Origin of the sequence: Streptomyces tailanensis (assembly GCF_008386495.1) — a bacterium.
Classification (GTDB): domain Bacteria; phylum Actinomycetota; class Actinomycetes; order Streptomycetales; family Streptomycetaceae; genus Streptomyces; species Streptomyces tailanensis.
Genome location: NZ_VTHJ01000027.1, coordinates 62058 through 87905 on the forward strand (window position 1 = coordinate 62058; position 25848 = coordinate 87905).

27 protein-coding genes are annotated in these 25848 nt (G+C 69.6%); 15 read left to right on the top strand and 12 right to left on the bottom strand.

Annotation, left to right across the window (positions count from 1 at the left end; genetic code table 11):
- From F3T56_RS22355 to F3T56_RS22395, 9 genes are all read left to right on the top strand, one after another.
- Positions 1–780, top strand: coding sequence for a glycosyl hydrolase (locus F3T56_RS22355; protein ID WP_149827118.1), 780 nt, complete (start codon positions 1–3; stop codon positions 778–780).
- Positions 777–1268, top strand: a complete 492-nt coding sequence (locus F3T56_RS22360; protein ID WP_149827120.1) for a hypothetical protein — start codon at positions 777–779, stop codon at positions 1266–1268. The genes F3T56_RS22355 and F3T56_RS22360 overlap by 4 nt, the downstream gene beginning before the upstream one ends.
- Positions 1265–1918: a hypothetical protein gene (locus F3T56_RS22365; RefSeq protein ID WP_149827122.1), complete on the top strand. Its 654-nt coding sequence runs from the start codon at positions 1265–1267 to the stop codon at positions 1916–1918. The genes F3T56_RS22360 and F3T56_RS22365 overlap by 4 nt, the downstream gene beginning before the upstream one ends.
- Entirely contained in the window at positions 1915–2736 is an 822-nt protein-coding gene (locus tag F3T56_RS22370; protein ID WP_149827124.1) for a hypothetical protein, read from the top strand. The genes F3T56_RS22365 and F3T56_RS22370 overlap by 4 nt, the downstream gene beginning before the upstream one ends.
- 37 nt (positions 2737–2773) lie before the next feature.
- Positions 2774–3334 (top strand): hypothetical protein, encoded by a 561-nt coding sequence (locus F3T56_RS22375; protein WP_149827126.1) that lies wholly within the window; start codon positions 2774–2776, stop codon positions 3332–3334.
- Between the two features lie 28 nt (positions 3335–3362).
- Positions 3363–4136, top strand: coding sequence for a winged helix-turn-helix transcriptional regulator (locus F3T56_RS22380; protein ID WP_149827128.1), 774 nt, complete (start codon positions 3363–3365; stop codon positions 4134–4136).
- A gap of 109 nt (positions 4137–4245) precedes the next feature.
- Positions 4246–5094 carry an SPDY domain-containing protein gene (locus tag F3T56_RS22385; RefSeq protein ID WP_149827130.1) on the top strand — a complete coding sequence of 283 codons (849 nt, stop codon included), beginning with the start codon at positions 4246–4248 and terminating at the stop codon, positions 5092–5094.
- A gap of 33 nt (positions 5095–5127) precedes the next feature.
- Complete coding sequence (locus F3T56_RS22390) at positions 5128–6054, top strand: SPDY domain-containing protein (RefSeq protein ID WP_149827132.1); 927 nt, start codon at positions 5128–5130, stop codon at positions 6052–6054.
- A gap of 57 nt (positions 6055–6111) precedes the next feature.
- The gene (locus tag F3T56_RS22395; protein ID WP_149827134.1) at positions 6112–7404 is read left to right on the top strand and encodes an MFS transporter; all 1293 of its coding nucleotides are present in this window, start codon (positions 6112–6114) and stop codon (positions 7402–7404) included.
- Positions 7405–7441: 37 nt separating this feature from the next.
- Here F3T56_RS22395 and F3T56_RS22400 read toward each other — a convergent pair whose 3' ends face one another.
- Complete coding sequence (locus tag F3T56_RS22400; RefSeq protein ID WP_149827136.1) at positions 7442–8071, bottom strand: DEAD/DEAH box helicase family protein; 630 nt, start codon at positions 8069–8071, stop codon at positions 7442–7444.
- Between the two features lie 311 nt (positions 8072–8382).
- Between F3T56_RS22400 and F3T56_RS22405 the strand changes: the two genes are divergently transcribed.
- From F3T56_RS22405 to F3T56_RS22420, 4 genes are all read left to right on the top strand, one after another.
- Positions 8383–9144, top strand: a complete 762-nt coding sequence (locus F3T56_RS22405; RefSeq protein WP_149827137.1) for an SPDY domain-containing protein — start codon at positions 8383–8385, stop codon at positions 9142–9144.
- Positions 9145–9227: 83 nt separating this feature from the next.
- Entirely contained in the window at positions 9228–9506 is a 279-nt protein-coding gene (locus tag F3T56_RS22410; RefSeq protein WP_149827139.1) for a hypothetical protein, read from the top strand.
- A 53-nt stretch (positions 9507–9559) separates the two neighbouring features.
- Positions 9560–10108, top strand: a complete 549-nt coding sequence (locus F3T56_RS46300) for a DUF317 domain-containing protein (protein WP_172639074.1) — start codon at positions 9560–9562, stop codon at positions 10106–10108.
- Positions 10109–10258: 150 nt separating this feature from the next.
- On the top strand, positions 10259–10597 hold the full coding sequence (locus tag F3T56_RS22420; RefSeq protein ID WP_149827141.1) for a hypothetical protein: 339 nt from the start codon (positions 10259–10261) through the stop codon (positions 10595–10597).
- Positions 10598–10613: 16 nt separating this feature from the next.
- On the opposite strand, the gene F3T56_RS22425 is transcribed toward F3T56_RS22420, so the two are convergent.
- Entirely contained in the window at positions 10614–12029 is a 1416-nt protein-coding gene (locus F3T56_RS22425) for a hypothetical protein (RefSeq protein ID WP_149827143.1), read from the bottom strand.
- A gap of 870 nt (positions 12030–12899) precedes the next feature.
- Between F3T56_RS22425 and F3T56_RS22430 the strand changes: the two genes are divergently transcribed.
- Both F3T56_RS22430 and F3T56_RS22435 read left to right on the top strand, forming a co-directional pair.
- Positions 12900–13526, top strand: a complete 627-nt coding sequence (locus F3T56_RS22430; RefSeq protein ID WP_149827144.1) for a hypothetical protein — start codon at positions 12900–12902, stop codon at positions 13524–13526.
- Positions 13527–14080: 554 nt separating this feature from the next.
- A complete protein-coding gene (locus F3T56_RS22435; protein WP_172639075.1) occupies positions 14081–15847 on the top strand; it encodes a hypothetical protein in 1767 nt (588 codons plus the stop codon).
- On the opposite strand, the gene F3T56_RS22440 is transcribed toward F3T56_RS22435, so the two are convergent.
- The 10 genes from F3T56_RS22440 to F3T56_RS22485 form a co-directional block, all read right to left on the bottom strand.
- Positions 15824–18256 (bottom strand): tetratricopeptide repeat protein, encoded by a 2433-nt coding sequence (locus F3T56_RS22440; protein WP_149827148.1) that lies wholly within the window; start codon positions 18254–18256, stop codon positions 15824–15826. The two genes, F3T56_RS22435 and F3T56_RS22440, sit on opposite strands and share 24 nt — an antisense overlap.
- 260 nt (positions 18257–18516) lie before the next feature.
- Positions 18517–18927, bottom strand: coding sequence for a hypothetical protein (locus F3T56_RS22445; protein WP_246203760.1), 411 nt, complete (start codon positions 18925–18927; stop codon positions 18517–18519).
- Positions 18928–18984: 57 nt separating this feature from the next.
- Positions 18985–20769 carry a relaxase/mobilization nuclease domain-containing protein gene (locus F3T56_RS22450; RefSeq protein ID WP_149827152.1) on the bottom strand — a complete coding sequence of 595 codons (1785 nt, stop codon included), beginning with the start codon at positions 20767–20769 and terminating at the stop codon, positions 18985–18987.
- Complete coding sequence (locus tag F3T56_RS48050; protein WP_246203761.1) at positions 20770–21117, bottom strand: plasmid mobilization protein; 348 nt, start codon at positions 21115–21117, stop codon at positions 20770–20772.
- A gap of 317 nt (positions 21118–21434) precedes the next feature.
- Positions 21435–21659, bottom strand: a complete 225-nt coding sequence (locus tag F3T56_RS22460) for a hypothetical protein (RefSeq protein WP_149827156.1) — start codon at positions 21657–21659, stop codon at positions 21435–21437.
- Between the two features lie 102 nt (positions 21660–21761).
- A complete protein-coding gene (locus F3T56_RS22465; RefSeq protein WP_149827158.1) occupies positions 21762–22850 on the bottom strand; it encodes a DUF2637 domain-containing protein in 1089 nt (362 codons plus the stop codon).
- Positions 22847–23413 (bottom strand): WhiB family transcriptional regulator, encoded by a 567-nt coding sequence (locus tag F3T56_RS22470; protein ID WP_149827160.1) that lies wholly within the window; start codon positions 23411–23413, stop codon positions 22847–22849. Before F3T56_RS22470 ends, F3T56_RS22465 begins: the two co-directional genes overlap by 4 nt.
- Positions 23414–23526: 113 nt before the next feature.
- On the bottom strand, positions 23527–24228 hold the full coding sequence (locus F3T56_RS22475; RefSeq protein WP_149827162.1) for an ATP-binding protein: 702 nt from the start codon (positions 24226–24228) through the stop codon (positions 23527–23529).
- Positions 24228–25271: a hypothetical protein gene (locus F3T56_RS22480; protein WP_149827164.1), complete on the bottom strand. Its 1044-nt coding sequence runs from the start codon at positions 25269–25271 to the stop codon at positions 24228–24230. The genes F3T56_RS22475 and F3T56_RS22480 overlap by 1 nt, the downstream gene beginning before the upstream one ends.
- A 1-nt stretch (position 25272) precedes the next feature.
- Positions 25273–25602, bottom strand: a complete 330-nt coding sequence (locus tag F3T56_RS22485; RefSeq protein WP_149827166.1) for a transcriptional regulator — start codon at positions 25600–25602, stop codon at positions 25273–25275.
- Positions 25603–25848: the final 246 nt, after the last annotated feature.

Below are 25848 nucleotides of genomic sequence, written 5' to 3' on the forward strand. Positions count from 1 at the left end.
GTGTCCAATACTCCCAACTTCCGCCTCGACGGCCTCACTCCGGCCGACGACTCCTCCGCCGAAGCCGAAGGCGATGTCGAGCTGTGGGACGACCTCTTCAGCCCATTGGCGGAGCACCACACGCCCGACGGGAAGCAGAGCTTCCTCGTCATCCATGACGGCTCAGCCACCTGGGGCATCCCCGGGGCGCCCCAGTTCATAGCCCTGCACATCAACCGCGACCTCACCGCCCGCACCTTCCGGATCGAGCAAGCCGACCACCCCACCGTGCCGTTCGCCCAGCTGTGGCTGGCAGGCCGCGGCTGCCCGCCGGACGCCATCCAACTCCCGGAAGACCAGCACATCGAGCCCGCCGACGCCCTCACCACTCGCATCGAGCGACAGATCCGCCACTCCGGCACCCGGTACGAGACCAAAGACCACTACACCCACGACGCCGTCCCGTACGAGACCTGGGTCATGGTCCGCGACAGCGACCCCAGCGCCGCCACCCTGCCGGTGAGGATCTTCCTGGAAGAGACGGACCTCGACGCCTTCACCTACACCCTGCGCGAAGGCGCCTTCCGTGACGGCACCAGTGCCAACCAGTGGTTGTTCGACCGCGACACCGCGCTGCCCGAGCCGCCCGAGCACCCCGTCTCGGCCGACCGGCGCACCCGGGCCGCCCTTGCCCGCTCCACCACCGGCCGCCCGGCAACAGCCGCTTCCGTGTCCGCGCCTCCCGCTGGTCCCGCGCCGTCGCCCGGTGCTCCGTCGCACCGCCGAGGAGGCCGCTCGTGAGCCGGGCCAGGTTCGGATTCGCCGCGCACCCCGAAGCCCTCGCCGATCTGCGCGAAGTACCTGACCACATCCGGGATCTGGCGCTGCTGGAACTCCAGCACCTCGTCCACGGCAACGAGCGCGGCGCACCTCTGGTCGGCCGCCTCGCCGGTTGTCACAAGGTCTATGTCGACCCGAAGGCCGAATGGCGACTAGTGATCCAATTCCGCAACGCCCCTGCGGGCAGCCGCCACGACCGGGAGATCTACCTCATCGCGGCCGGGCAGCGCGAGGCGGGAGCCGTCTACCGGGCCGCCACGCAGCGCCTGAACCGAGACGCCGAGACCACGCCCGAAGCCGCTCCGCTCCGCCGCCAGGCCGAGGCCGCCCGCGCTCGCTCCCCGCATCTCCGCAGCGTGCCCGCCATCGGCACCTCTGCGTCCCCGAGCGACGCACCCCGCCCGCGCACTACCGCGGAATCCCCCGCCGTACGAAAGGCCCGCGCATGACTGCCACCCGCGATGATCTAGCCGATCTGCTCACCGAGGTCGCGCAGCAGGTGGGCTCCGTGCTCACCGCGCAGGGCCCAGCCGTCGGCACGTCCGCCCGCCCCTACCTGGCTCCGTTCCTCGGCCCGCTGGCCGCCGCCACTCCGGTCCTGCACTCCCTGTCCGAGCAGCTCGACGCCTACTTCAGCGACCCGCTGCCGAAGACTCCGGCCGGGCTGTTCACCCTCGCCTGCCTGGCCGCCGCCAACGGCCAGCTCAACGAAGCGACGGCGGAGTTCATCAGCGCCATCGAGTCGGTCTGCGACCGCGCCGGAATCAGCCCCGGTCCCAGCGCACAGCCTCCCGCGACCACGGGCACGGACAACGCCGTCGGCACCGGGAACGCGTTCACCACCATCGAATGGGAGGCCATCCAGAAGGCTGCACGCATCGGCGGCCTGGACGTGGGCGAGTTCGTGGCAGTGTCCGCGTCGGCGGTCGCCGCCTCGCTGCTGTTCACGGACCTGTGTCGCGAAATCTTCGAGGGGCTGCTTGCCGATGCCGAGTACGTCCGTACCGGCCCTGACACCGACGCCCCGCTCGGTACCGATGTCGAGAACCTGCCCACGATCGTCCAGCATCTGCTCGATGCCCCCGGCGCTGCCGCATGACCAGCCACCCCACCAGCGCCGAAGTCACCCTGGGTACCCGCCTGCTTGCCGATGCACTCGGCATCGACAGCCCCATTGCTCTGATCGACCGCCACCCTCAAGACACCATCCCGGGCGTACTCGCTCCCCTGGTGGCCCATGCCGCCCTGCTGGTCGATCAGCTTGACCAACGGCTCGTTGAATCCACCGCGACCGCCCTCGAAGACCTACGCCACGTCGCGGCCGGCCAGGACCCCCACGCCGCCGTCGACAACGGGACCCTCAACGCCACCGGCTCAACGATCGCTGTCCTCGCCGCAAGGCGCCGGCAGGAAATCGGGCACCTGGAACGGCTTCTCAAGGTCTACCAACGCCACCTGAACCATTCCGACGGACATACCCACGCTCCCCAGCATGCCGACGCGCTGACACACCAGCAGACGGCCTGCTCCGTCTCCGGGCCGATCCGCGTGTCACCCGCACAGGTCAAGGCGTTGGAGGCGGTTGCCCGAGGCGGCGTCATGCTCCGTGAAAGCAGCCTGGCCCGCGGGACGTTCGTCACCGCTCCGAACGGTGCCCGGATCTCCCGCGCCACCGTGGACGCGCTGCTCTCCAAGAAGCTGGCGGACCGGGACACCGGCACATCCCTGTACCAGGGGCAGCGGCTGAGCCTGACCGCTCAGGGAGAAACGTTTCTGGCCGAATGGCACCGCCGCGCCTCCCCGCGTGCCGAGGCCGCACGCGCCCGTACCACCGCGCCGGCCATCCCCACCGCTCTCGCCGCTACGGACCCGGAAGCCCAGCCCGCCGCTGAGCCCGCGCATCGCCGCTCCCGCTGATCACCCGTGTCCCGCCCCGACCGAAAGGCCCCGTTCAATGACGGACCCCACCACCCTGGACTCTTCACGCCGCCTCATCGAGCGGCAATACGGACGGCCGCTCCAGCAGCTGACGTACGACACCATCCCTCAGCCCGGCCAGGACCACGACCCCGTGCTCTCCGCCGCCGTGAACCTCTACGGCGGATTGCGGGAGACGTCGGCCCGGCTCACCGAGGCCCGGCAGAGGGTACGTCAGCTCCTCGACGAAGGCCACGACAGCACCGTCGACGGCACCACCCGCCTGCTCAACGTCGCCCAGGACATCCACGCCCTCACCACCCGGCACGTCACCGAGGCCCGGGCCCTCGGTGACCTCCTCGGCGCCAACCAGCCCCCGCCGCCCCTGCCCTGCGCAGCGTCCACCGGCATCTGTGCGGCTGACGACCTCGACGAACTACTGCCGCTCGCCCGGCGGATCGCAGCCAGCTCCCCGCACCTGACGCGCGCCACGCTCGGCCCCGCTCTGCGCGCCCACGGCATCCGCGTCAGCAACCAGCGCCTCGGCGCACTCCTGAACCGCCTGCGCACCGAGACCTTCCTCGGCGCCGCTGCCTAGTCCCCCGCCCTGATCACGGAGTCACGACATGAAGTTCTGGCCGACCGACGCCGACCCCGGCCACCTGGAGCAGACCCTCACCCGTCTCTCCCCGCGCTGGACCACCTGGACGCTGCTCACTCTCCAGCGCCACGATCACCTGCGCATATCCGAACTGGGACACGCTCTGCCGTGGATATCGGGCACGGCACTCAGTCAGCAGATGCCCCGCCTGCAGGATCACGGCCTCGTCGACCGGACGGGGCGCGGCCAGTACCAGCTCACCGACGCTGCCCGGCGGTTGGGACCGGTCTACGAAGCCCTCAGCTCCTGGGAGCGCACTCGCTTCCCTGCGGACCAGCCGACCGCCGAAGCCGAGCGGATAGAGACCGCCCTCGCCCGGCTCCGCCCGCGGGACACCACCACCGTGCTCCACTTCCTGGCCCAGCACCCGAGGGCATCGTTCACCGAGTTGCAGCAACGCATCGGGCACCCCGGGTCGGCCTACGCCCGCCTTCAGCGGATGCAGACCGACGCGCTCCTGGCCCGTACGGGCCGCGGCCGGTACGAGCTGACCGAGACCGGTGCCGCCCTCGGACCCGTCTACGAGGCACTGAACACCTGGTCTCCCGGCCGCACCGCCGCCCCGGCTCCGGTGCATATCGCCGCCCCGGTCGTTCAGGAGACGGTCAGCGCCCGCGCCACAGCAGCGCTTCGTCGTACGACGACGGCCGTCCAGGGGCTGTTCTCGCACGCTCCGGCATCCGAATCGGCCGTACCCGCTGCATGGACCGCCGCCTCCCGTCCCCTTCACACGCGGTGAACCGCTCCATGCCGCCGCACAGAGTCCTGTCGGCACCGCCCATCCACGGCAATCGCGCCCCTGCCAGGGCAGAGGCCCCTCCTCGACCGCCTCCGAAAGACGCTCGCCCATGACCTCCGCGCCCCACCATCCACCCGCCCAGGACGACGACCTCCTCGTCGGACCTGTCTACCTCGCCGGCCCCGGCAACTCGGCCCTGATCACCGAACCCCTACGCGCCGCGCCCGGGTGGGCCGAAACCCAGACCCCCTACGGCCGCGTATTCTCCAGCCCCTGCCTGCGCGCCCAGATCGCCGACTTGCCCTCGTCCCGCTACGGCGGCTGGAAGATCTCCTGGTCCCGCGAACCCCTCGCCATCCCGGCCTGGATGGCGACCTTCACCCGCAACACCCCCGCTGAGATCGTCTCCGCTTTCACCACCACCCTCATGCGCGGAGTGGACAACGACCACGAGGACTTCCTCCCCGGCGGCCCCCACTACACCCCCATCGCCCCCGGCGATGTCCTCATCGCCCGCGGCTGGAAGCACGAGGCCAACGCCCTCTACCAGTACCAGCACTCCCCCGACCGACACGCCTACCTCAGCCTGCGCCAGTACGACGCGGACTTCCACGACGAGTTGGAAGGCGCCGTCTCCGCCGAACGAACCATGTACGCCTGCGTCGAGACCGCCAACGGGCCCCGCTGGCACGCAGACTTCACCTCCGCCACCCCGCTGCACTTGATCATCGCCGCCGCCGACGTCCTCTCCAGCCCGGCACCGGTCCAGCGCAACCGGCGCGACCTGCCCGAGCGCAATCTCCCGTACCTCACCACTCGGCCCGCAACGCCCCCGCGTGTCACAGCCGCACGTGCCCGCACAGCTACTCAGCCCCTGGTCACAGCCCCATCGGCGGCACCAGCCGCAACGCCAGTGACCCATCCGGGTGTCGCCAATCCCCGGCGATCTCGGCGCTGACCTCACCAGCCCTCGCACCTCACGGAGCCGCCCATGCTGACCCCCGAGGACGACGCCTACTGGCGGAAGTACCACGTCACGCCTCGGTACCTCGCCGGATCGCTCGGCGCCGACGACGATCCCAGCCTGCAGCCGTTCGTCGACCTGGACTGGCCGCGCCACCACATCGACGACGACCTGGGCAAGGACGTCTTCGTCTCCCCTGACGGGCGTCTGCGGATCGGGTTCTTCGGCGACGACTACATCCTGTGGAACATCGCCGCTTACGAAGACCCCTTCGGCCCCCGTCGCTGGGCCGCGACCTTCAACCAGAACACACCGCCGGAGATCGTCGCTGCCTTCACGACGGCCCTGGCCCGCGACTACGAAGAAGGCAACAACCGCTTCCTGGCACGGCCCCCGGTGCGCTGGGGCGAGCAGACCCAGCCCCTGACCGCGGCGGGCTGGACCCGCGACTGGGGCGCCGAGATCGGCACCGTGGAGATCATCGCCCCGGACAAGCAGGCCGGCATTCTCATCGACGTCCGCTGCCAGGACCCCGAGGACGAGCAATGCCAGCTGTGGTCCGGGCCTCCGGGCTGGGGAACCCGCGCGGAGGCCACCTTCACCACCCGCACCCCCGGGCACCTGATCGCCGCCACCGCCGCCGCCATGGCCGATCCCGCACCCCTCGTCCGCTATGAGCGCAGCATCCCCCGAGGGCTCCGCGACCTTGTCCAGCTCACCCCGGTCGAACCACCGCCTCCCGCAAAGCCAACGCCACTCGACGTTCGCCGCACCGCCGTCTCCCTCGCCGTCGAACGCGCCTTCCACAGCTCGTCAACCAACCCCCGGGCCGTGGCCGCCCGCGCCCGCACCACCCGACCCCACCCCGGCGCCGAGCCGAGTCGTACAGCAGCCCTTGTCCGCCGAGAGCTCCCTCACCGGCCGACACCGCCTCACCCCACGGTCCGCCGCTGACGCCGTGTCGGCGCCTTGCCCTTCCCATCCACCCTCGCCTCGCCCTGGAGTCCTTCCATGCCCCGCTCCACCGCCACGCCCGGCCTGCCCTCGGGCTGGCTGACCCGCTGTTACCTGTTGCGGGCCGCCGACGGCGTGGCCGGCACCACCGTGATGTACGCCGTGCCTCTGATCATCCTCACCACCACCGGCTCGGTAGCCCTGACGGGTCTGGCGTTCCTTCTGGAGTGGCTGCCCCGGTTGCTGACCATGGTCAGCGCGGGACCACTCGTCGACCGGCACCGCCCGGAGCGGGTATTGGCGCACGTCTGCGTGCTGCGCACCCTGGCTGCCGTGGCCACTGGCGCAGTCCTGCTCCTGGGGGACGGCGGCGCGGCAAGCGCGGTGGTGATGGGCTTCGGCGTGCTGTCCGGGATGCTCACCGAGGTCTCCTTCCTTGCGGTGGAGTCGCTCGGTGCGCGGGCCAGTCGGCACGCCACCGACCGTGCGCACCGGATCCAGGCAGTGCTGGTTGGCATCGACCAGTCCGCTCTGCTGGCCGGACCGCTGCTCGGCGGTGTTCTGTTGCTCGCCGGACCCACGGTGCTGCTGGCTGCGCTCGCCGCTCTGTCCCTGTTCGCCGGCGTAGGAGTCCGCGGCCTACCGCCCACTCTTCGGGCAGCGGACAGCCTGCCGCAGGGGTCGTCCACACCATGGGCCGGTCTGCTTGTCGGCTGCCGGGTGATCGCGGCCCAGCCCGCTCTGGGTTGGCTGGTAGCGTCCATGACCACCTGCGGTCTGATCTCCGGCGTCCTCCATGTCAGCGCGCCGATCACACTCACCGCCAGCTTCGAGTTCTCTACGGCGACCGCGGGCACCGTGTGGAGCATCGCCACAGTCCCGTCGCTACTCGCGATCGCCGCCACCCGCCGGGTGATCGACCGACTCGGCCTGTGGGCCACCGGCCTTGCTGGAGCCGCTGCACTGTCGATCGCAGCACTGACCGCCGCCCTGGCCACCTCCGCGCTGCTCTATGGCGTCGCGCTCGCGGTACTGCTGTCGGGCGAGGGCGTGCTGAGCGTGGTGCTACGCACCGCCCGTGCACGCCTCATTCCCCCAACGGTGTTCGCCTCCACCCTGGCCGTCACCCTGCTGGCGATCCTCGCCCCGTTTCCGCTTGCCGGAGCTATCGTCGCGGTCCTGCCCCCGAGCCGGATACCGGCGTTGGTGCTGACGTGCGCACTACTGCAGATCGCAGTGACCGCCGTCGGATTCCGCGGACTGTGGCACCACCGCTCCGCGTACACCCACTCCGACATCTCTCCGAGTTGTGCCCCGTCCCGGGAATCACCGCTCCGAGACGCGGCCTGAGTCGGCCCACGCCGCCGAGCGCGCCGCCTATGACGGATCATGAGGCCCAGCCGTGGCTCAGGGCGAGTCGGCCGGCTCCGTGTGCTCGGCGCTGCTCGGTGATCCACCGCTCAACCTGGTCCACGGATTCCGCGACCGGTCGATGCGTGGTGTCGAGCAGCTGCGTGCGCCATCGGGGATCATCGGCATTCCATCCGGTCCAGCGGTGCCAGACCATCTCAGGCCAGCCGTCTTGGACAATGACGTGGGGCCTGTGACGGGGGTCGAGTGCGTGCTGGCGGTGCCACGCGGCCCAGCCGAGGAAGGCGTCGATCGCCTGGGTGTCCCACCGCCCGGGGTCACGCTCGGCGAGGCGAGCGCGCCGGACCTCGTCGGCTACATCGACCAGGCACACAGCGATGCCATCCAGCCGTGGGGCGGACGGCGCGGCCAGGACTTCGCCCAAGGGGGACTGTCCGGTGAGCAGCAGGTCGATGCCACGGTCCTGGTACTCCAACGCGCGGCGCACGAACATCTCGGTCATGCGATGGCGCCAGTGCCGGTCGGCACCCTCTGGTACACCCAGTTCGTCGAAGTCATGCACAGCGATCTTCCGGAGCCTGTCGGCCACGGCGTAGGCGAGCGTCGTCTTCCCCGAGCAACTGGACCCGGTGAGCTTGAACAACATCGCGCCAGGGTGGCAGCGCCACGACACCTTCCTCGACCGATTTCTTCGAGCTACGTCCCACCGTGTGCTGCTAGGTGCCAGGTGCTCGGCGAGACGGCTCCGCTATGGGCGCCGCACACCGCCACAGCCCGGTCAGGTTCCCGTCCCGCGCCACACCGGATCCGCCACGACAGGCCTTTCGCCCTGCGGATTGGCATCCAGTTCGCCCACGGCAGACGCGAACCACGTGCAACCCGCTTGAGACCACGGCGCGGTCCAAGGGAACGTACGACGGCTTGGAAAAGCCCCAGGTCAACGAAGGGATTCACGCCGTGCTTCACACACCGACCGCGCCCGCGCCCGCGCCCACCATCCTCGACCCCGCCGAATGGCCGATGTACCGCGTCGCCCCGCGCTACCTCGCCGGCCCCGGCGAGGGCGGCGCGGGCACCGTAATCCAGGCCCTGACCGACGCCGGTTGGACCGACGCGACGTGGATGGACAACACGCGCGTGTTCGATCCCAGCCAGCGTCTGGCCCTCGAATTTCTCCCCGAGGCCGAGCCCGTTCCCCGCCTCGAAGGCCAGCGCGTTCTGTGGCGGCTGTGGGCCCGTCGCGACGCCCTGAGCCCTCTGGCCTGGACCGCGCTGTTCACCGACGAAACGCCCGAGGAGGTTCTCCTGCCCGTGATCGGCGCGCTGGCTGCCGACCCGGACGCGGGCCTGGAGAAGTCGCTGCGGTACCCCGCTCGGAGCGAGGCCGATGACTCAGCGGTCGTGGCCCCTCTTGCCGCTGCCGGATGGTCTCCTGATCCGACCGAGCAGCCCCGCACGTATCACGCGCCGCGACTTCAGGCCCGCTTCACACACCAAGTACCCGGCTGTGACGGTCATTCGGACCACGCGCCCGCCCGCTGGCTGGCCACCGCCCGTCTCGACTACGACGCCCCGGCGCAGTGGGCGGCTTCCTTCGACGACACCACCCCGACTGGCATCCTCGCCGCCTTCACCACCGCGCTCGCCGACCCGAACCCCGTCGACCGCTGCGAACTGCCCCGAGGGGCCGAGGCGTATCTCACCCTCACCCCCGCCTGATCCACACCACGCCATCCGGTCGGCCCGGACGTCTCCGGGCCGACCGCTCCTTCCCCCATGCCCCTGCACAAGGAGGAGCTGTCTTGGCCCACCACCGCGCGCCCCTGATAGCCCATCACAAGGACGGGTCGGAGTGCCCGCCGTCCCACAAGCACACGACGTCCGGCAAGCCCCTCCACTCCGACTGCTCCGGCCGCCACCACTTCGAGTCGGTCTGCACGTGCGGTACCTGGAAGCTCTCCGGGGGCGTCAAGACCTACGTCAACGACGAGCGCAAGCGACATCTCGCCACCCACCGCGCCGCCGAGCCCGCCGAGGGCCCGGCCGTGCGGTGCGGGCTCCTGCGCCTCGACGCTGGCTGAGCCTCGCGCCGTTCTCTCTCTCGTCCATGTCCGTTTCCTGTAGGAGGCTTTCCATGTCCCGGCTGCCGACCGTCGGCCAGCTCATCCACCAGCTCCAGACTCTCGACCCCGACCGCCCGGCACTCCTCGCGATCAATCCCGACTGGCCGTTCGCCCATATCATCGGCCGAATCCTCGAAGGTGAGGGCGACAGTGGCCCGGCCGTGTACATCGCCGAGGACGGACAGCACGGCTACCTGCCGCGCTCCGTCGCCGATGCATTGGGGTGGCACGAGGAGAACTGGGACGCCGGCCTCCATCCCGCCGCCGGTGGCGACGACCAGGAGCCGTGGTACCTCGACGGGCAGGACGCCGCGTACGTCGTGACCGAGCTCTTCCACCACCGCCCGGGCTGGACCGCGTACGACACTGATGTCGAGGGCGTATACACCGCCCCCGGCAGCCATCTGACGGTCCGCTGCGCCGACAGCGGCTGGTCCTTCGAAGCCCGCCGTACCCCCGGCGGCGAGGAGGTCTGGCACGCCGACTTCGACGCCGCCGTTCCGCCCACCGCCATCAAGGCGTTCGCCACGGCGCTCCTCGGCCCGGAGCCCACTGTCTGATGCCATCTCATCCCTCGTTCCGGGCGGGCTTCTCAGTCCGCCCGGAACGGGGTCGCCTTCCGGACCGATCTGCTGCTGGAGGAACCCATTTCCAGGTACGTTTCCGCCCGACCGCCCCTCGCCGCTCTGTCGTCACTGACCACTCGCCCGATGCCCGACGGCGTACGCGGCGCCCTCGTCCACCACGTATCCGCCACCCCCGACGGCTCTTTCCAGACCTGCTGGATGGCCGCTGATCACCCCAGCCGCGTACCGCCCGGCAGGATCCTGCTGAGCTGGAACCCCGCGCCCGACAACGGGATGGACGTCACGGCCCACCTCGGCCTGCCCGGCGCCGAGGTCCTGCTGGCCACCTGGCCCCAGCTGGCCTGCGACTGGAGCCCTACAGTCCATCCCACCGTCGTCGAGGTCATGGGCCTGCACTCCGCGCTCACCCTCGCAACCACCGTCCTGGAACTCTTCACTGACTGGCCACGGCTAACACAATGAAGTGGGTCGGCTCTGATCACTTGAAGTCTGATTCTGCGGCTAGGTCAAGCGACGATTCGGGGGCGGGAGAATCTCCGGTTGGGTGTAGACAGCGGCTCAGGACCTTCCGCCCGTCGCCCTCCTCCGCGTCGATGAACCCCAACTCGTCGCATTGCCCGCACTGGGCGATCCGGCGGCGGTCCCGGACTCGGGCGACGATGGCGTGCAGGTCACGGCCTGGCGCGAGAGCAGGCAGCGGCAGGTGCCAAGGGCGGTTGTCGTACTCCGGTACGGGCTGCCGGCGCTCGATCGCGTCGAAGATCTTCCCCTCCAGGGTGGTGACGGCAGCGGAGGACGCCTCGCCCGGACCGAGGCCCTTGCGCTCCTTCCAGGAAGACGCAGAGTCGGCGGCACGCCAAGCAAGGCAGACCATCTGGCCGGTCGTGAACCCTTGCTCGAAGCCCCGTTCGACGAACGTCGCGAGGTCATGCATGCGCGCTGGGGGAACCTCGGGGTAGCGATACTCCGCCACCAACTGCTCGTTGAAATAGGCCACCATGTCGGCCACCTCCATGCGCCTGACCAGCGCGCCCAGGGCCCGCCGGGCCGTTGCAGCAGCCTCTCCGGGCGCCAGTTGCAGGTACTTCCTGACCTTATCGACGACGTCCTGTGCGTGCGTGGTCCCGCCCACCAGCCGCCAGCTCGCCAGCCACAGCGCGTAATAAACCCCACCGTCCCGGTCCCGCCTGGCACCGCCGGCCGGGGCGCTGGGGTGTACGGCGAGGAGACCACGGGCGTACAGCTCCGTGACTGCAGTCAGGTCCTCCTCGGGGAAGCCCGTCCAAGTGCCCGGGCTAAGTTGCTCGAAACTGGGAATCGGCCCCATGGGGTTGGCGTAGGTGTGCTGGAGCATCGCGGTGAGCACGACAACGGCTGCGGCGCCGATGTCCTTCACCTGCGGGTCGGGGTCGGGCTCCCGTTCGTCCTCCTCTCGCCGAAAGTCGGCAATCTGCTGTGCCAGCAGCCGCTGCTCGTGCTCTGCCCGCTGCTGGGCTTCCTCCTGCTCGACGCGGAGAGCCTCGTTCTGTCGCTTGAGTTCCTCGGCCTGGACTTTCCGGCACGGCGGGCAGCGGAAGCCAGCCGGTTTGCGGTCGAGTTGCGGCCCCGTGAGGAGGCGCGCCTCCCGCCGCGTAGTTACCTGGGTAGGCTCCCCGCACACCGAGCAAACGTGGGCGAGCAGGAGGACGTGCGAGACCTTAGCGACTGCGGCCTCGACCCGGGTGGCATCACCGAGTTCGCCGATATGGTGCGCCCAGCCCCCTTCCTCGTTCAGTGCCCAGTACCGCTGGCACAGCTCACGGGCCTTCGTCGACGACGCTTGCTTCAGCGCGAGACGCAACCGGGGGCGGGAGCTGTCGGGGAGGTCTGCGAAAACGAGTTGCGGCGTCTTCACGCGTTTTCCGCCAGCTGCTTCTCGCTCCCGGCGGCGCCCGCGTTTGCCCATGGTGGTGATCTCCAGACTTGAGACTCGACTGGCCCCGATAGTGCGCCGGGGCAAGAGTCGGACGATCTGCACCATATGGACAGAAAGGGCGGGAGTGGTTGAGCAGAAAGGTATCTTCATCCTCCTCCGATCGGATGATTCCGCGGCAAGGCCCGGGTTTGACGCGTTGACTTGGCCGCCGGTTTTCTCCGGCGGACAGCCCTGGGTGGAGGCGGAGGTCCGGCCAGCAGGTGCCGGATTGGTGGGCTGCGCGCCGGAACGGTGGGGACTACAGGCGTTTGCAGGGCATGGGAATGACTTCGCGAGCACGGTCAGCCGCTCGTAGGCACCGGGCGCAGGCGGTGGAGCGGTGATCCGGCCGCCTGGCCGCCGTCATTTCGAGGGGGAGGGGCCTCGAACTTCTCGGTGGTGCCGATCCAGATGTCGGCCCTGCTTGATGATGCATTCGCCATACCTTGTTGACCTGCGGTAGTTCCGCGCTGGACTGATAAGAGTGTCGTTGAAGGACGTTGGCTCCCCGCAGCGGCGAGGGCTGGTGTGTTGCCGCGGGCACGTTGGCCCAGTGCACTCTTTCCGGTGATCTTCGCGAGCGGCCGGAACCGTTCCCCCCGGGAGCACGCAGGACCGAGCGCCGCAGGCTGCGCGGCACCGCCCCGTCACTGTCGCTCTCCGGACGAGCGCCAGCCATGGTTACGCGGGCGCGCGGAGCACCACCCCTTGCGTCATGGTTGCCGGGTGGATGCGGAACAAGACTCTTCGTACCGGATTCCCCCGCGTCGTCCCCCGCTGGTGGCCGAGCTGCACCGGAAACTGCCCAGCGTGGACGACCGGATCAATTGGCTTTCCGTACCCGCGGACCCGACCGAGTACGAACAGGTCGCTGACAGCCTTCACTCCTTGTTCGTCACGGCGCGGAACCTGGCTCCTGACCGCAACGCCACGGGATGCACGCGTCACCCCAACGGTCCGATCGACACCGAGGCCCCCGAGGGCTGGGGACGCTGCCTGTTCTGCAACAGCAACCGACGCATCGGTCACCCCGGCGTCAAGGCCGCTCCGGAGATCCAGCGAAGCATGTGGGCTATCCCCGAACCCCCTTACAGCCACCGTGCGTTGACAGGAACCATGAAGAAGCTCAACGAGGCCGTGATGGAGCTTGGTCTCCGGTCTCCCGACCGGGACTTCGAGCACGTTGCCGATCTCGCTCACTCCGCTTTTTTCATCGCCCGTGAGCTCTCCCGGCCGCGCAGCCGCTCCGGCTGTCCGCGGCATACGGGCGCGCCCATCGACAGCGACGCGCCCGGAGGGCCTCAGTGCCTGTTCTGCCTCGGTCGGCAGCGGCATGCTCTCCAGGGCGAGCCGAAAGTGAACATCCGCCCCAGCCGTCCGGTTCCCTCCATCCGGCGGCCACGCATCTGGCCCGCCCGCCCCGCAGACGACGCCTGATCGAGCGCCCGCCGCTCAGCCCCATCCGCGACACAGCGGCGTTCCAGGGGATCGTGCCCCACTGAAGGCGCGGCTCGAGAAAGGTCCAGCCCCGTGTCCGACACATAACCTGGGCTCGGCGAGGAGTGCATCGAATCGAGGGGAGTCCGAGGTCACCGCCGCGGGGACGGCCTCCTTCGGCTGCAGGCCCGGAGAGAGCCTCCGGCTCGCCGGAGGAATGGACGCGGCATCCCCGCTACGTCCGCCAGTTCGCAGCCCGCCGGTGCGAGCGCAGCCTGCCCGCCGGAGTCCGCGCCGTCCGCTGGGTTTGAGTCGACCGCGGCTCGTCAGCCTGGCGACTCAGGCTCGCGATCCATCTCTTCGAGCAGGGCTCCGTGTTTCCTGGCGCGGCTTTCGCGAGTGCGCGAAAGCATCAGGCTCGGGTGATCGTTTGGGGCGCTGGGGGGTATCCAGTGATCAGGTATGAGTACCCGTGGCCCAGAAGCGAGGTCCCGCAGGTCCGGCGGCACGTTATCGTCTGGCGAGGTCACGCAAGGGGTAGTAGGGAGCGAAACGTGCGCGGTGCAGGGCGGCTGCCGTTGCCGATAGCGGCGGACAGCGGGCGCTGGGTGAGTGTGGCGGCGGAGCGGACCGTTCTCGGCGTGGTCCACAACATCACATCCGCGACACGGCTGCTCGACCTGCTCACCGTGTTCGAGGGCGACCGGCGTGTCCAGACGGTGTTCACCTGTACTGAATCGTCAGCTCTGGACGAGGGGACCCTTGAATTCTTCACTTCCCGGGGAATGCTGCACATACCGTGGGAAGAAGCAACTGTTCACAAATTCGATATGGCGATTGCTACAAGCCGTGGCGGCGACCTTCACAACTTGCGAACTCCATTGATCGGCGCACCGCATGGCGCCGGTTATAATAAACTATTGAAGCGGGAAGCGGGAAGCGGGAAGCGGGAAGCGGGAAGCGGGAAGCGGGAAGCGGGAAGCGGGAAGCGGGAAGCCTTTGGCTTGTCGCCGGAATGGTTGACGCATGAAGGGCGGGTTGTTCCGTCGGCGATCATTCTCTCTCATGATGAGCAACGCGAGCGTCTCGCTGTTAGTTGCCCCGAAGCTGTCCCCGTGAGCGTGGTGGCGGGAGACCCCTGCTTCGATCAGCTGCAGGTGAGCGCTCCATTCCGAGAGAACTACCGGCGGGCTCTGGGTATCCGTCCGGACCAGAAGCTCATTGTGGTCTCGTCGACGTGGGGGCGCGGGTCGATTCTGGCATCGGACGAAAGTGATACGGATGTGCTTCGCCGTGTCCTGGCGGAGCTACCGGCCGATGAATACCGTGCTCTGGCGGCCGTCCATTGTAATGCCTGGTACGGCCATGGCGCCTGGCAGTTGCAGAACTGGTTGGCACCGCTTACGGAACATGGGCTACTGCTTCCGGTGCCGGACACGGAAATCTGGAAAGCCGCCCTTCTGGCAGCGGATGGGATTCTCGGCGACCATGGCTCTTTGACGATGTACGGAATCGCATTGGGAATCCCCGCCATTTTGGGTTCTTTCGCGGAATCGAAGGTGGCCCCTCAGTCCCCCATGGCTCGTCTCGGCAAGATACTTCCCCGGTTTTCTGCTCACCGGCCTTTCCTGCCGCAGATCGAGGAAGCAGCCGCAGTCCAGCAGGACAGCGCCGAACTGCGCCAGTTGCGTGCGACTGTGACGTCACGGCCTGGGGAATCGGCCGTCCTGCTGCGGCGCCTGTTCTATGAATGGCTTGAACTTCCCGAGCCCGTGACACCCGCCAGGTCGCGATTGGTGCCGGTTCCCTCCACCGTGCCGGTGGGGTACTCCTCCCCCGTCCAGCGGCCGGTGTACGTGTCCGTCGCCTCCGAAGAGGGCTGGGCCACGGTGCGGCGCTATCCCGCGCCCCTGCAGCGCCGCACCATGGAACGGCATCTGTCGGGAGCCCATCTGGTGGCTGACATCGACGATCCGGACGCCGGCTGGCCCCGCTCGGCGGACGTACTGCTTCTGCCGCTCGGCCGACCGCGTCACGTCGCCGGGATGGTGAGCTGGGAGGACATCGCCGCCCTCTACCCCGGGTGTGCCCTGCTCGCCCTCGAAGAACCCGAGGGCGGCTGCCTGGCGTTGCCGCGGGACGGCGTGCGCCTGCGCGCCCGCTGGGATGGCAGGCGCCCCTCGTGGGCGTCGGCCGCCATCGCGGCCTCGGTGGTCCACGACCACGCGATGTCCGCCGTAGGCGGCCCCGGCCCGTTGTCCGTTCAGGTGGCGATCGGGGCAGAGGCCGAGACCGGCCTACTCATCATCTCCGCCCTGTGAGCCGTCCTCGTCACTGGCCCCCGAGGAATCCGCGAGGCGCTGGTCCGCCTCCTGGGCCCGAAGGCTGTTCGCCTTGCGGAACAGATTGCCCGCTGTGACCCAGTCCAGCGTCGCCCGTGCGTGGTCGCCCTGCGCACTCAGCAGATCCCCCCTGAGCAGGAGGATGCCGGCCCGCTGGTAGGGTGGGCCGTTCACGGTCATGATCTCGATCGCCTCGTCGAGCGCCCGCACCGCCTCGCCCGGCTGCCCGGCAGCGCGCCGGTCCTCCGCGTACCGGGTCAGGGCACGAGCCTCGTTGTAGGGGTCAGGCACCGGCAGGTCCGCGAACTGTTCTTGGGCGGAGCGCAGTTCCCGGGCCGCTTCGTCATGACGTCGCAGGTCGGTGCAGGCCACTCCCCGGTGGAGGGCGAACAGGGCTCGGCCACGCTTGTGGTCGATGCCATTCAAGGCGTCCAGCCCCAACTCGTAGTACTCCAGGGCGACGGCAGGATTGCCCAGCTTGCGTTCCAGCAGGCCGAGGCCCTCCAGCGCGCTGGACTCCGTTCGCCGCTGTCCTTCGGTGGCGTTGCCGTCGGCCGGGCGTACGAGTTCAAGCGCGCGCTCGAAGTGCTCGCGGGCGGTCTGCGGGTCACCCTGGCGCGTGCTCCACCGCTCGAGATGAGCGAAGCCGAGTTCGAAGTGCATGCGGGCGATGGCCATCTGGTCACGGCATTCGTAGGCCGATTTGAGTGCCAGTTCGTGCGTGGTGATCCAGGGACTGTGCAGGCCGCATTTGAGGTAGAACGTGTGCAGCCCCTGGACCAGCCGCCAGGTCTGGTCATGCCGGCCCTTCTCGTGAGCCCGGCGTACCACGTTCTCCAGGCTCTCGCGGCGTCGCTCCAGACTCGCGATCACCCCTGGTGCGTCAACGCTCCCCGTGGGTACGTACGCCGCGTACGTGCCCGCCGGATCATGCCGGTAGCGGGAGGACAGAGCCGCCTCCGCGCGTTCGACGAACTCCAGGTAGTGCGCGATGATCCGGTCCAGTACCGCTTCACGGGCCTCGGCCGGTTCGTCGGCGAGAGCGCACGCGAGCGCGTGGTCGTGGATGAGGTGGTGACGCACCCGGTAGCCGCCGTCCTCGGCCGGCTCTATCAGGTTCGCGGCGATGAGCTGTCGAAGGGCCTTGTTCCGGGCTGCGGTGTCCATGTCCGGGAGCATGGCCCGTACGACGTCCGCCTCGAAGGTTCCTGCGGGGTGGAGGCCGATACAACGGTAGAGACGCGCGGCATCCGGGGCGAGACCGCGATAACCAGGGTCCAGAGCGGCGGAGATCTCGTCATCCATGTTGAGCGCTTCCAGTCTGGTCGTGCGGTCGGACAGTTCTGCCGCCAGCTCACGCATCCTGCCGGCATGGCCGAGCGCCAGCTGCGCTCCGGCGATACACAGAGCGAGGGGAAGATCCCCACACCCGTCGGCGATCAGGTCCAGTTCCTTCTCGTACGCCGTCGCGTCGCCTCTGATCCTGCCGACGTTGACGAGCAGCTTCCGGCTGTGCACCCGGCCCAGCGGCTTCATCTCGAAGGGCTCCGCGCCGACTCTGCGGACCAGTTGGGGCAGGCGGGAGTGGCTGGTAATGAGAGCCACGCTGCCTGGAGTGCCTGGCAACAGCGGTTCGACCTGAGAAGCGACCGCGACATCCTCGAGCAGCACGACGATCGGACCACGCGCAGCAATCCTGCGGAAGTACCGCGACCGTTCTCCAGGGTCAGCAGGCACGTCTCCCGCCGGGATCCCCAGCTCACGGAACCAGCGCTCCAGGATCGCCGAGGGCTCCGGCAGGTTTCCCCAGGGATCTCTGCCCAGCGACGCTTCGAGTTGAGGTCCCGTCAGTTCGTCCCGGTGTATGCGCAGCCACTCACGCGCGACGGCAGACGTCCCACTACCCGGCACGCCCTGCATATACATCGTGGCGGCAACCCCGGCGGCCTGGCCTTTTGCCCACACGGCGTCCATTCGCCGTAGCAGGCTAGTGTTGTTCTCGTAGTGGTCCATCGGCCACAGAGCGATTCGGGGCAACGGCGCCGAGTCGCTCGGAAGGGCCTGTCGTGGGGCCGCCGGGCCCCCGTCGTAGTAGTGGTTGTACACATTCGACACGTGCGTATGACCGCCCACCACCACGGTGCCGTTGGTGACAACGTTCCTCACCTCGGTGTGCAGGTCCCTCAACTCGCCCGCCAGAGACGGCTGCTCCTCCAGCAGCTGGCGCAGTTCGCTGCGCAGCAGCGCCTCGATCTTCGGCACCAGTTCCGCCACACGGGCCTCGTCGCCCCGGTCACGGGCCAGGATCAGATCGCTACGCTGCTCCTCCAGTTCACTGAGGAAGGAGTCCTCCCTTTCCTGCCCGCCCCGCCTGAAAAATGCCCCCACCCGAGCCTTGAACGTGGCATATGCGTCGGTACCGATCGCCCCTACCGCTGCCGACACAAAGGACGTAGCCAGCCACGCCAACTCCGCTTCCACGCAACCCCCTTGAACGGCCCGAACCCGGCTCGCTCCACACTATCGGCTTCCGATCAGCGTGCAGCAGAGGTTGCCCGGTCAACCGCACACCGCTTTAGCGAACGAGCAGCCCGAGGACCTGCGCCGACTACCCACGGCACAATCGCTCAAGGCGTTCACGGCGCGGTTCAGACCCAGTAGGCGCCGCGCAGCTCCCCTCCGAACCCCGCAGCCTGAATGGCTGTCTGCGGGCTGTCGTACACCTCGCCGCCGGGGCCGGCCATTGCCTCGAAGTCAGCGCGGCCCAGCTCGCGCTCGACCCACTGGTGGGCGCAGCGGCAGCGGATGCTGACCTGGTTGCGGTCGCAGATGAGCAGCCAGTCTCGGCGAGCTCCGCAGGCCGGGCACATTTGGATGATGCCGGTGATCGTCAGCTCTCCGGGGTGGGTGGTGCACTGCACCCGGAATTCGCCGTCGTGCGGTTGCGTCTCCTGCTGGAGCCGCAGGATCGGGTCGTCGGCGGATGCCAGCGTCGGCGTCAGCGCGTTGGTTCTCGTACGTACGGCGTCGTCGTGCAGCACCAGCATCAGCTCCCTCATCATCCTCTCCAGCCATAACAGGGCAGGCTGCCCGTGTCCAGCATGTTGAGCTGCGGCTCAGCGCCTCGGCCTGCGCGAGCGAGGTTCCGCCGACGCAACGTGATCAGGGCGCGTGTCGGTAGGCGCAGGGGCAGTACGTGCCCCGGTGCGGCTGGCCATACTGCTCTTGTTGTGCTTGGCAGTGCCCGCGGTGCGCCGGCGCGGGGTGTCGGCGGTGGCGGGGAGTTTGCCCAGGCGTCGCATTCGCCAGACGAGTACGTCGATGACGCTGTCGGCGGTGTTCAGCTCTCGCCACTCGATGGCTTCCTTCAGCAGTGCGGCCGGGTCGTGTCCGGCGCGTTCGGCCTGGTCGAGTGTGGCGGCCAGGGCGTCCCAGCCGGGCTCGCCGCCGAGGTGGTGATTGGGCAGGGCGGCGTTGATGGTGTCGGCGTGGCGCTGGCGGATGGGCTGCGAGAGACGGCGGCCCTGCTCGCGCATCGCGCGTATCGGGGTGCGGGCGGCGGCGCGGTAGGCGGCGCGCAGGTGGTGGGCGGCCTGGGCGGAGGCGGCGGCCTGTTGGGCGTGGCCTCGGGCGGAGTGCCAGCGGGCGGCGGCGATGGCGAGCAGGACGAGGGTAGACAGGACCATGGCGGTGGCGCCGCCGTCTTCGCCTCGGCCGAGGGCGTCTCCGGCGCGGACGATGCCCCGGGCGGCGGCGCGTACGGCGCGGTTGTCGGCGCGTTCGGCGCGGATGTGGGAACGGGTAGCGCGTTCGAAGGCACGGACGGCCTCACGGAGTTCACCGCGGGTGGCGGCAGGTGAGGTCTGGGCGAGGGCGTCGAGGAGTTCGCCGGCGCCGACGAGCTGGACGGCAGCTTCTTCGTCGTCGTCCTGGCCGAGGGCGGTGGTGGCGCGTTCGGCGATAAGTGCGGCTCGGCGACGAGCCTGCGAGGGCTGCGACCGGCTGAAGGACGGCGTGTCCAGGTGGGCGGAGCGCGCTTCGTCGTCGGACTCGTGGTCCTGGTCGACGGGTCCAGCGGCAAGACGCTTGCGGATCTTGGGGAGGGAGAGGTCCGGGGCGAGCTTGGAGCCGGGGAACCAGACGGGTTGGCCATCGCGGTTGCGGTCACCGGGCAGGGCGACGGTGTAGCCGAGGATGTCGCCGGACGGGGCGATTCGCTTGTTGACGCGCAGTCCGGCTTCGGTCAGGCGGGTGAAGAACTCCGCTTCGTCGGCGGCCCCGGCGACCGCCTGACGGACCGTCTCGCGCAGGATCTCGCGCGGGGTGCGGTCGTGGCCGGTGCGCTCGGCCTTGAAGCGTTCGGCGCTGGTGGGGTTCTGGGCGGCGGTGCCGTCACCGGCGTTGAGTTCGCGCAGGCCCCATTCCTTCTCGATGCGGCGGCACTCGGCCTGCGAGCGCTTGTAGTCGTACGCGTTGCGGGGCTGGCGCAGGTCGCCCCGCACGATGGTGGCGAGTATGTGGATGTGGTCGTCGGCGTGGCGTACGGCCACCCACCGGCACCCGTCCGGATCTCCCTCTTCCGCGATGCCGGTGGCGTGGACGACGCGGCGGGCGACCTCGCCCCATTCGGCGTCGGTGAGGTAACGGTCACCCGGGTCGGTGCGTACTGAGCAGTGCCATACGTGTTGCTTGGGGGCACGGTCGCCGAGTTGATTGACACGCAGGTCCAGGACGCGGGTCAGGTCGGTGAGGGTGGCGTCGGGGTCGCGGCCGGGGTCGGGGGCGAAGCCGTCGAAGGAGGCGACCTGGTGCGGGTCGATGTGTTCGTCGCGTTTACCGGGGCCGTAGAGGTAGGCGAGCAGTCCGTACGTGCGTGAGCCCCGACTGATGTCCGGGACCATCTACACGAGCTTTCGTACGAGTTCGTGCGCGGCGGCGTCGACCAGGGCGAGGGTGCGGACCAATGTCTTGAGGGCGTGGTCGAGTTGGCCGGGGCGGGGTTGACCGCCGGCGTTGAAGATGTAGGCGATCTGGTTGATGTTGTTGCCGACACGGGAGATCTGGGCGCGGAGCGTGGCCAGCTCGTCGATGGCGGCGTCGAGCTGGTCGTTGGAGTCGAGCGGGGTGGCGGAACCGCGGGCGGCGGTCAGCCCGGCGGTGGCGAGGAAGCCGGAGGGGTAGACGCGCCTGCGGGCAGCGGCGGCAGTGATTTCGGCTTTCTCTTCGGCGGTGAAACGGACGGCGATCACGTCTTCGCGGTGCGTGGGCTGGTAGGCGCGGCGGCGTGGACGGCGCTCGGGAAGCGCGACATCGCTTGCGCTCGGGACAGGGTCGGCAACGCGTTCTTCGGCTTCCCCTTCTCCCTGCGGCGCCCCCTGGTGCCGCAGGTCCGGTTGGTTCCCGTGCGCCCCCGCTCGGGAACCAACCGGACCTCCCTCGCCCTCCTGGGCGAGGGCATGCGCCGTGGATATCCCATTGGGATATCCACGGCAACAGCTTGCTCGGCCGGTGGCCGTCGGAGCCTCCGGCTCCGCTGAGGAGGTGGTGTCCGCCGAGTCGGCGGTCGTCATCGGCTCGACTGCGGGCTGTGGCGGCGGACATCGCGCAGGATGTCGGCGACGTAGTCCAACGCCAGGACCGGATGGTGCAGGGTCCGCGGCTGCGAATCAGGCGTACGGTGCACGATCCAGTCCCCGTCGGGCCCGGCTTCGACGCGGTGCAGGTGCCCTCGGCGGTGCAGAACGGTCAGCCAGGCGTCGGCTTCGGCGGCAGTGGCGGGCGTGGTGCGCATGAGCGGCATCTCCGGGTGCGGAAGGAAGTCTGGGTGTGGGCGCGGGGCGGGTGACCTGACCGTGGAGTCGGTGGGACCACGCGCCCCGCGCAGGGGGGCCGGTCAGGCAGCGCGGTCGCCGGTGGGCTGTCCGGGGTCGTCCCGGAGAGTGCGCATCAGCTCGGTCAGCCGGTCGTTGGACAGCGGCAGCCCCTGTCCGCGGATGGCCTCGGCGACCACCGCGCGGGTGGTTCGGCCGGTCTCGGTGACCGCCCTCCGAGCGATGGGGAGCAGTTGATCGGTGACCGGATCGGTCACCGGGTCACAGCCGGACGGAGGCTGCGGACGAGTGACCGGCTTGGCGTCCGTGCTCGGGGTCACCGGTCGGTCACCCGTCGGGCGAGCGTCCCCGGCCGCTCTGGTTCCGGCATGTCCGCCCTGGTCACCGACCTGGAGGGGTGTCCGGGTGGCCCGGGAGACTGCCCCAGACACTGGCTCGGTGACCGACTCGGTCGCGGGGTTGGTCGGCTGACCCGGGATGTCCTGACCGGTTGGTGTCCGGGTGTCCTGGCCGGGCTTGTCCGAGGTGACCGGCTCGCGGTCGGTGACGTGTCCGGATGTCCCGGTCAGTGCAACATGCTGGTGACCGGCGGTGACCTGACCGGCGGTTGAAGGCTGCGGGTGTCCGGTGGTTGCCGGTCGCTCGACCCCGATCCTCCGGTCGGCGGAGTGGCCGTCGGCGGCCGGGTGTCCGAGGGGAGCGGAGGCAGTCTCCTCGGTGACCCGGCGGGCGATGAGGATGTACAGGTGGACCGCTCCTGCCAGGGCGAGCGGGGCGAGGGTGGACAGGATGCCGACCGTGGTGTCGCCGAGCTTCAGCCTGCCGGAGGTGATGCGTTCTTCGTTGAGGCGGACGGCGTGCAGGGCGTTGGCCCAGATGCTGGCGGCGGTCGCGGTGCCGAAGAGCGTCCATACGTATGCGCGGGCTCCGAGCGGTGCGGCGCGCAGGACCACCAGGGCGCGTACCCCGTAGGCGATGAACCCGTCGATCACGAGCGGGAAGAGGTAGGTGAGGAGACCGCGGACGTGGATGGCGACGGCCATCTGCTGGAGGGCGTCGTACGACAGCGCGCTGCCTGCCGCGCCCAGGGCCACGATGGCGGCGCGGTCCCACCCGGTCATGCGCGCCGGCATCGGCACGGCGGTGGTCATGCCGCCGCCCGGAGGTCGTCGCGTGACACCGTGGTCTTCTTCTTCGGCCGCCCACGCTTCTTGGGCTTCCCCGTGGCGGCGTTGCGGTTTTCGAGACGGCGGCGGGTGCGTCGATAGAGCTTGTCGGCGTGTTCCTCGGTGATCTTCAGCATCCAGGCGAGGCGGCTGGCGGGGATGCCGTTACGGAAGGCGGCCAGGGCGGCGGCCTCGCGTTCCCGGGTGGTGAGGTGGATGTCGCGTCCGGCGAGTACGGCGTTGACGCGGGCGTAGTCCAGGCGGTGCGGCAGCTTCTTGTGCAGGGGCTCGCGTTCCTCTTCGGTCAGGCCGCCCCGGATGCCCTCGCGGTCCCGGTTCTCCAGGGCTACGTCCAGGCAGGTGCGGCGGACCGGGCACTGGGCGCACAGCGCCTTGGCATCAGCGATCTTGTCGAGGTCGTCCGGCTCGGGGAAGAACAACTCGGGGTCGACTGGGTGGTGCTCGGTGGATCGGCAGGCGGCGCGGTTCTGCCACGTGTGGTCGCCCAGCGTGCGGAAGTGGGCAGGGGTCGTCGAGGTCTTGGGCATGCGCGGGGTGTCTCCGATCGCCCTCCGCGCGCCCGGTGGGGCGTCGGCGGGGGATGGTGCGTGGTCGGGGAGGTGATGGGGAGCGAGGAGCCGGTGGGATGGCCTGGTGGCGATCAGGCGGCAGGGCCTCGTCTGCGGTCGGCGCCGGTCAGCACGATGCGCTCGGTCATCTCCGCCAGCCGGGAGGCGACCCGGTCGCCGACGGCCTGGCGCAGGTCACGGATGGCCAGGTTGGTGGTGATCAGAGTCGGCAGCATCTGGTTGTAGCGGTGGTTGACCAGCCGGTACGTGATCTCCTCGGTCCACTCCGAGGTCTTGGACGCGCCGAGGTCGTCCAAGAGCAGCAGCGGGCAGCGGAACAGAGCGAGCAGCTCCCGCTCCGTGTCGACGCCGGCCCGGGGGCGCAGGCTCGCGTACATGTCAGCGGCGGTGGTGGCGTGCCAGCGCACTCCGATCTCGGCCCCCACGAGGCTGCGGATGGCGCCGTACGCCAGGTGTGTCTTGCCGGTGCCGGTGGTGCCGACGAGCAGGAGCGACGGGCCGGTGCGTACCTGGCGGCGAGCGCCCTTGCTGGGAGCGACCGCCTCCGAGGCGACGTTGCGGACCCACGCCTCGATCTGTGGGTGGTCGCCAATCGCGCTGCGGTAGCGCAGCGGGATCCGGGCCTCGGCCGCCTCCAGCGCGGCGATGGGCTCGGGGGTGTCGTGCACCACGGCGGTGGCGGGGTCGACGCCCCGGGCTGCCAGGATCCGGGCGATGCGGGCCATGGTGCCCTCGCCGCCGAGCCGCTGAGGTTCGCGGTTGCGGTCGCGCATCACAGCTCCTCGGCGTAGGCGGCGGCAGCGTCGACCGGGTTGGTCCACGCCGTGTGACCGGGCACGGTAGGCCGGTTTTCCGGCCGCACCAAACGACCGCCCCCTGCGTTCATCGCCTCGTTCACCAGGCTCGGCAGGGTCGAGGGATGCATCGGCTTGGCCCGGAAGCGCTCCAGCCCCGCCCGGACGTGCTGCGGGTCGATGCCCTCGTCGAGCAGTTCGCGGACCTTCCGCCCGAGGTGTCCGAGCACGTCGTTCGGCGGGCGTTCAGCACAGGCGGCGGCGTACTCGCTGATCAGGGCTCGCGCCGATGGTGATGGTGCGGGCGCTGTGCGCCCCGAAGGATTAGAAGATCCAGGATCCAAGATCCTAGATCCAGGCGCCGAGGGCTTCCCGAGGCTTCGGGGAAGGTTCGGGGAAGCCTCCGCGAATGCCGCTTGACCTGCCGTTTCACGATTGCCGTGGGCAGGGTTGTCGACGGCTTCGTCCTGGGTGTCCGGCTGGCCATCGCCGCCCTTGGGACCGTGGTCGGGACGCGCTGGAGCGGACGGTGCGGCGGTGTGGGCGGGCCGATCGAGGGTTCGGGGAGAGTTCGGCGAGACTTCGGGGAGGGTTCGGGTAGGGCTCGGCGGCACCTCACCGGGCTTGGCCGAGGCAGCGGTGCAGACTCCCTTGCATGCCCCGCAACGGTCGGCGGTGTGATGGACCGAGCAAGAGGGCAGCCGGGACTGTGAGGGCTTGTCGATCTTCTGGTGCTCACCCCACGTGGCCACGTGCAGATACCGGCGGCCGTCGCAGCCGGTGTACCGGCAGATCAGCCCGGCGTCGGCGAGCTGCTGGAGGTCGTCCTCGGCGTGGACAGCGGTGTGCTCGGCGCGCAGCGGCCACAGCAGACCGTTGATGATCGCCGCGTTGTCGCGGAAGCGCCCCTGGTCGTCGGCCTGGGTCAGCAGGCCGAAGAACGTCCGCTCGGCGTTCACGCTCACCTCGGCGAGCGACTCGGAGACGAATGCCTCCGGCTTGATGGTGCGGATCCTCGCCACGTCAGCGCCCCCGGCCTGTGGCAGCCACGACCGCCCGGGTCAGGCGGGCGGTGGCGACGTCGAAGTCGTACACGTCGCCCCAGGGGACATCCGGGTACGTCCGGATGATCCAGCGGGCGATGATGACCACCTGGGTGCGATTCAGGGGGATCGGCTTCCCCGCCGTGTTGTAGGCGCGGGCGTGGGGGTGCGGCCACGCCTGGGTGGGGTCGTGCAGGGTCACCCGGAGGGTGGCGGCCCCGGGGATCATGTCGGCCAGTAGGTCAGCCAGGCGACGGTGGCGGTCGTCAGGCTCCGTGCCGTTCCGGCTTCCGCTCCGGTGCTCGGGCATGCGAGTATCCTTCGCTGGTAGTGAGCGGCCCGGCTGTCTCTCGTGGAAAAGGTCCAGCTGAACCGCTTGGTAGTGAATCCGCACCCCGCTTGGGGGCGGCCTGTCGGCGCCTGGGAGTTCCCGCTCCTGGGCGCCGGTGCAGTTTTCCGGACTTACCCGGCCCGGTCGGTCTGCCCGTCTCGTATACGCGCCTCCTTCTTGCTGTCGCTCCCTGGGCGGGCTACCCGGCGAGCGACGACGAACATA

What these genes read in the sequence shown, in the direction of transcription:
- F3T56_RS22375 (WP_149827126.1), top strand. Translation starts at nt 2,774, where the DNA reads ATGACGGACCCCACCACCCTGGACTCTTCACGCCGCCTCATCGAGCGG.
- F3T56_RS22465 (WP_149827158.1), bottom strand. Translation starts at nt 22,850, where the DNA reads ATGACCACCGCCGTGCCGATGCCGGCGCGCATGACCGGGTGGGACCGC.
- F3T56_RS22390 (WP_149827132.1), top strand. Translation starts at nt 5,128, where the DNA reads ATGCTGACCCCCGAGGACGACGCCTACTGGCGGAAGTACCACGTCACG.
- F3T56_RS22400 (WP_149827136.1), bottom strand. Translation starts at nt 8,071, where the DNA reads ATGTTGTTCAAGCTCACCGGGTCCAGTTGCTCGGGGAAGACGACGCTC.
- F3T56_RS46300 (WP_172639074.1), top strand. Translation starts at nt 9,560, where the DNA reads ATGTCCCGGCTGCCGACCGTCGGCCAGCTCATCCACCAGCTCCAGACT.
- F3T56_RS22395 (WP_149827134.1), top strand. Translation starts at nt 6,112, where the DNA reads ATGCCCCGCTCCACCGCCACGCCCGGCCTGCCCTCGGGCTGGCTGACC.
- F3T56_RS22420 (WP_149827141.1), top strand. Translation starts at nt 10,259, where the DNA reads ATGCCCGACGGCGTACGCGGCGCCCTCGTCCACCACGTATCCGCCACC.
- F3T56_RS22365 (WP_149827122.1), top strand. Translation starts at nt 1,265, where the DNA reads ATGACTGCCACCCGCGATGATCTAGCCGATCTGCTCACCGAGGTCGCG.
- F3T56_RS22380 (WP_149827128.1), top strand. Translation starts at nt 3,363, where the DNA reads ATGAAGTTCTGGCCGACCGACGCCGACCCCGGCCACCTGGAGCAGACC.
- F3T56_RS22450 (WP_149827152.1), bottom strand. Translation starts at nt 20,769, where the DNA reads ATGGTCCCGGACATCAGTCGGGGCTCACGCACGTACGGACTGCTCGCC.
- F3T56_RS22460 (WP_149827156.1), bottom strand. Translation starts at nt 21,659, where the DNA reads ATGCGCACCACGCCCGCCACTGCCGCCGAAGCCGACGCCTGGCTGACC.
- F3T56_RS22485 (WP_149827166.1), bottom strand. Translation starts at nt 25,602, where the DNA reads ATGCCCGAGCACCGGAGCGGAAGCCGGAACGGCACGGAGCCTGACGAC.
- F3T56_RS22475 (WP_149827162.1), bottom strand. Translation starts at nt 24,228, where the DNA reads ATGCGCGACCGCAACCGCGAACCTCAGCGGCTCGGCGGCGAGGGCACC.
- F3T56_RS22370 (WP_149827124.1), top strand. Translation starts at nt 1,915, where the DNA reads ATGACCAGCCACCCCACCAGCGCCGAAGTCACCCTGGGTACCCGCCTG.
- F3T56_RS22470 (WP_149827160.1), bottom strand. Translation starts at nt 23,413, where the DNA reads ATGCCCAAGACCTCGACGACCCCTGCCCACTTCCGCACGCTGGGCGAC.
- F3T56_RS22385 (WP_149827130.1), top strand. Translation starts at nt 4,246, where the DNA reads ATGACCTCCGCGCCCCACCATCCACCCGCCCAGGACGACGACCTCCTC.
- F3T56_RS22445 (WP_246203760.1), bottom strand. Translation starts at nt 18,927, where the DNA reads ATGAGGGAGCTGATGCTGGTGCTGCACGACGACGCCGTACGTACGAGA.